This is a genomic window from Stutzerimonas stutzeri (assembly GCF_000935215.1).
In the GTDB taxonomy this organism is placed as follows: domain Bacteria; phylum Pseudomonadota; class Gammaproteobacteria; order Pseudomonadales; family Pseudomonadaceae; genus Stutzerimonas.
Map to the genome: position 1 here is coordinate 1 of NZ_JXXD01000198.1, position 4,090 is coordinate 4,090.

Below are 4,090 nucleotides of genomic sequence, written 5' to 3' on the forward strand. Positions count from 1 at the left end.
TGGTAGCAGGGGAGAGGCTTTGCCATCAGCAGCTCAAGGCTTCAGTTCGAGGGCGCGGCCGGTTTCGATGGTTTTTTCCCCGTACAGGCGCCAGTCCTGATCACCTTCGCGACCGAGTAGCTCGATGAAGCGGCGGCCACTGATCGATTCCTGCATCTGGCCCTGATAGATGCCATCACCCTGCGGCTGCAGGATGATGCGGCGGTCGCGCTCGGGCTGGGTCGGAGAGATCAGGTTAAGCACCAGTTGTTGCGGGCGGCTTGTGCCGCTCAGCTGCACTTCGGCCAGGCCGCGTTCATCATTGAGGGCGATGCGTGCCTGCATCTCCAGGCGCTCTGCCAGTTTCTCGCGCTCCAGCGACTGGTTGATGCCCTTGCCGGCGTCGTAATAGTTGTCCGCGACCAGGGTGTCGGCATTCTTGATCGCCAACGTCAGCAGGGACAGACCCAGCACCACAGAGCTCAGCAGGATGGCGATGACAAACCAGGCCCAGAACTGGGTGTACCAACGCGTTTGTTCGTTATCAGAGCGCATGCATTACCTTACTTAGCGGATGCTCGGGCCGATGAAACGGCTGTCTGCATCGTCGTTTATCGAGTCGTCGTCTACCGAGCGAATGTGGAAGACGATTTCATTGGTGCTCGAGGGCAGCTTCTCGGCGGCGATGGACAACTCGACCGGGATCGTGACGAGCTCGCCGCCCTCGGCGCGGATCTCGCTACGGCCTTCGTAGACCAGACCGTCGAGGCCGGTCGCTTCGATCACGAAGGTCTGTTCTTGCTGAGCCTTGTTCATCACCTTGAGGGTGTAGACGTTCTCGATATTGCCCTGCTCGTTCTCGCGGTAGAGCACGCGATCCTTGAGCACGTCGAGTTTTACCAGCGGGCGATCATACACGGCGTAGGAGAACAGCCCCATCATGGCCAGGAGCGCGACGGCGTAACCGATCAGGCGCGGGCGCAGCAGATGAGTCTTCTGGCCGGACAGATTGTGTTCGGTGGTATAGCTGATCAGGCCGCGCGGGTAGTTCATCTTGTCCATGATGGCGTCGCAGGCGTCGATACAGGCGGCGCAGCCGATGCACTCGATCTGCAGGCCGTCGCGGATGTCGATGCCGGTCGGACAGACCTGAACGCACATGGTGCAGTCGATGCAGTCGCCAAGGCCCATTGCCTTGTAGTCGGCGTCTTTCTTGCGCGGGCCGCGCTTCTCGCCGCGACGCGGATCGTAGGAAACGATCAGGGTGTCCTTGTCGAACATCACGCTCTGGAAGCGCGCGTACGGGCACATGTAGATGCACACCTGCTCACGCAGGTAGCCAGCACTGCCGTAGGTGGCGAGGGTGAAGAAGCCGATCCAGAATGCCGTCCAGCCATTGACGTTCAGGGTGAGCAGGTCGGGCACCAGATCGCGGATCGGGGTGAAGTAACCGACGAAGGTGATCGCCACGAGGATGCCGACCGCGAGCCAGATGGCATGCTTGGCAAGTTTGCGAAGGAACTTGTTGGCGCTCATCGGCGCCTTGTCGAGCTTCATCCGCTGATTGCGATCACCCTCGGTGATCTTCTCGGCCCACATGAATACCCAGGTGAACACGCTCTGCGGGCATGTGTAGCCGCACCAGACGCGGCCGGCGAAGACGGTGATGAAGAACAGGCCGAAGGCGCAGATGATCAGCAGCCACGACAACAGCATGAAATCCTGAGGCCAGAACGTTGTCCCGAAGATGTGGAATTTGCGCTCTGGCAGGTCCCACCAGACGGCTTGACGACCGTTCCAGTTGAGCCAGACGGTCCCGAAGAAGAGGATGAAGAGTACTGCGCCGCCAACACGTCGCAGGTTGCGGAACAAGCCGCTGAAGGCTCGGGTGTAGATCTTTTCACGCGCGGCGTAAAGGTCTGCTGACGCTCCGGCCTTGGACGGGGGGGTTACATCACGAACGGGGATCTGCTCAGTCATCGAGTGCGTACCACGGCGGAAGGTGGGTGTCCTGGCCGATGCATGCCGACCAGGATCATTTTTCTGTCCAGCTGCGAATGGTACGCCCGGAGCGTTGGGGTCGGGTGCGACAGGTCGTCACCCCGACCCTGTGTATCACTGCTCCGGCTGCTGCGACAGGCTGTAAACGTAAGCCGCCAGCAAGTGCACCTTGTCGTTGCCAAGGATTGCTTCCTGGGCCGGCATGCGGCCATTGCGACCGTAGCGAAGGGTTTGCTGGATCTGGGCAAAGCTCGAACCATATAGCCAGACATTGTCGGTCAGGTTCGGCGCGCCCATGGCTGCAACGCCCTTGGCTTCCGGTCCATGGCAGACTACACAGTTGGTCGCGAAGATTTTTTGACCCTGCTCAATGTCGACGCTGATACCCTCTGGGGTATCACGACCGGACAGGCTGCGCACATAGCCGGCAACGTTGCGGATGCCTTCTTCGCCGATCACGTCCCGCCAGGCCGGCATCGCCGCCTGGCGGCCGTGCAGGATTGTGGTCTTGATGGTTTCCGGCTCGCCGCCCCACAGCCAATCGTTGTCGGTCAGGTTCGGGAAGCCGTAGGCGCCCTTGGCATCGGAGCCGTGGCAGACCGAGCAGTTGGAGGCGAACAGGCGACCGCCCATCTTCAACGCCTGAGCATCCTTGGCGACTTCCTCTACAGGCATGGCGGCGTACTTGGCGAAAAGCGGACCGTACTGCTCGTCCGCCTTGTCCATCTCGCGCTGCCATTCCTTGACCTGAGTCCAGCCACCTTCATAGCCCGGCAGGATGCCTTTCCAGTTGCCCAGGCCGGGGTACAGCACCAGGTAGCCGAGGGCGAAGATGACGGTGCCGACGAACAGCATGAACCACCAGCGCGGCAGCGGGTTGTCGTATTCCTCGATACCGTCATAGGAATGGCCAACGGTTTCTTCAGTGCTGTCAGGGCGTTGGCCCTTGCGAGTTGCCAGTAGCAGCCAGACCAGCGCGGCAATGGTGCCGAGGCTCAGCAGGGTGACGTACCAACTCCAAAACGAGGTCATTTATTTCTTACTCCTGGAAGCTTCTTCATCACGCTTCTTGGCGTCGGTCTCGTCGTCCGCGAAGGGCAGGTTGGCGGCTTCGTCGAAGCTATTCTTGCGTTTGCTGCTGTAAGCCCAGAGCACCACGCCGATAAAGGCGACGAATACCAGAATTGTGCCCAAGCCGCGAAGAGTCCCGATTTCCATCATGCGTTACCGTTTGTTGGTGAGTGCAGTGCCGAGTACTTGCAGGTAAGCCACCATGGCGTCCATTTCGGTCTTGCCACGGACGGCATCCTTGGCGCCGGCGATGTCTTCTTCGGTGTACGGCACGCCGAGAGTGCGCAGTGCCGACATCTTCTTGGCGGTGTCCTTGCCGTCGAGGGTGTTCTCGACCAGCCACGGGTAGGACGGCATCTTCGATTCGGGCACTACGTTGCGCGGGTTGTACAGGTGCGCGCGGTGCCAGTCATCGGAGTAGCGGCCACCGACACGGGCCAGGTCCGGACCGGTACGCTTGGAGCCCCACAGGAACGGATGGTCATAGACGCTTTCGCCGGCGACCGAGTAGTGGCCGTAACGCTCGGTTTCAGCGCGGAACGGACGCACCATCTGCGAGTGGCAGCCGACGCAGCCTTCGCGGATGTACAGGTCGCGGCCTTCCAGCTGCAGCGCGGTGTAGGGCTTCATGCCTTCGACCGGCTCGTTGACGGCGTCCTGGAAGAACAGCGGGACGATCTGGGTCAGACCACCGATGCTCACCGCCAGGATCATGAACAGGGTCAGCAGACCAATGTTCTTTTCGAGTACTTCGTGATTCTTCATCTATCCGTTCCTCAAGCGATCTGCGCAGCAGCGTCGTACTGAGCTGCTTTGGCGGCACGCACAGTGCGCCAGGTGTTGTAGGCCATCAGCAGCATGCCGGCGAGGAAGAAGGCACCGCCGAGTGCACGGACGATGAAGCCGGGGTGGCTAGCTTCCAGTGCCTCGACGAAGGAGTAGGTCAGCGTGCCGTCTTCGTTGATTGCGCGCCACATCAGACCCTGGGTGATGCCGTTGACCCACATCGAGGCGATGTAGAGCACGGTGCCGATGGTGG

At 60.8% G+C, this 4,090-nt stretch carries 5 protein-coding genes and 1 pseudogene; all 6 read right to left on the reverse strand.

What is annotated here, in order from left to right:
• Nucleotides 1-33: 33 nt before the first annotated feature.
• Nucleotides 34-534 (reverse strand): FixH family protein, encoded by a 501-nt coding sequence (locus LO50_RS18615; RefSeq protein ID WP_044315939.1) that lies wholly within the window; start codon nt 532-534, stop codon nt 34-36.
• Nucleotides 535-546: 12 nt separating this feature from the next.
• Entirely contained in the window at nt 547-1,959 is a 1,413-nt protein-coding gene (gene ccoG / locus LO50_RS18620; protein WP_044315940.1) for a cytochrome c oxidase accessory protein CcoG, read from the reverse strand.
• A 135-nt stretch (nt 1,960-2,094) separates the two neighbouring features.
• On the reverse strand, nt 2,095-3,012 hold the full coding sequence (gene ccoP, locus LO50_RS18625; protein WP_023446314.1) for a cytochrome-c oxidase, cbb3-type subunit III: 918 nt from the start codon (nt 3,010-3,012) through the stop codon (nt 2,095-2,097).
• Entirely contained in the window at nt 3,013-3,198 is a 186-nt protein-coding gene (locus LO50_RS18630; RefSeq protein ID WP_003301805.1) for a CcoQ/FixQ family Cbb3-type cytochrome c oxidase assembly chaperone, read from the reverse strand.
• A 6-nt stretch (nt 3,199-3,204) separates the two neighbouring features.
• The gene (gene ccoO / locus LO50_RS18635) at nt 3,205-3,816 is read right to left on the reverse strand and encodes a cytochrome-c oxidase, cbb3-type subunit II (RefSeq protein ID WP_041014125.1); all 612 of its coding nucleotides are present in this window, start codon (nt 3,814-3,816) and stop codon (nt 3,205-3,207) included.
• An 11-nt stretch (nt 3,817-3,827) separates the two neighbouring features.
• Nucleotides 3,828-4,090: pseudogene (locus tag LO50_RS18640) on the reverse strand (cytochrome C oxidase Cbb3); the annotation flags it as partial.

Excerpts from the sequence above, each read along its gene's own strand:
- LO50_RS18615 (WP_044315939.1), bottom strand. The coding sequence starts at position 534 with ATGCGCTCTGATAACGAACAAACGCGTTGGTACACCCAGTTCTGGGCC.
- ccoG (WP_044315940.1), bottom strand. The coding sequence starts at position 1,959 with ATGACTGAGCAGATCCCCGTTCGTGATGTAACCCCCCCGTCCAAGGCC.
- ccoP (WP_023446314.1), bottom strand. The coding sequence starts at position 3,012 with ATGACCTCGTTTTGGAGTTGGTACGTCACCCTGCTGAGCCTCGGCACC.
- LO50_RS18630 (WP_003301805.1), bottom strand. The coding sequence starts at position 3,198 with ATGGAAATCGGGACTCTTCGCGGCTTGGGCACAATTCTGGTATTCGTC.
- ccoO (WP_041014125.1), bottom strand. The coding sequence starts at position 3,816 with ATGAAGAATCACGAAGTACTCGAAAAGAACATTGGTCTGCTGACCCTG.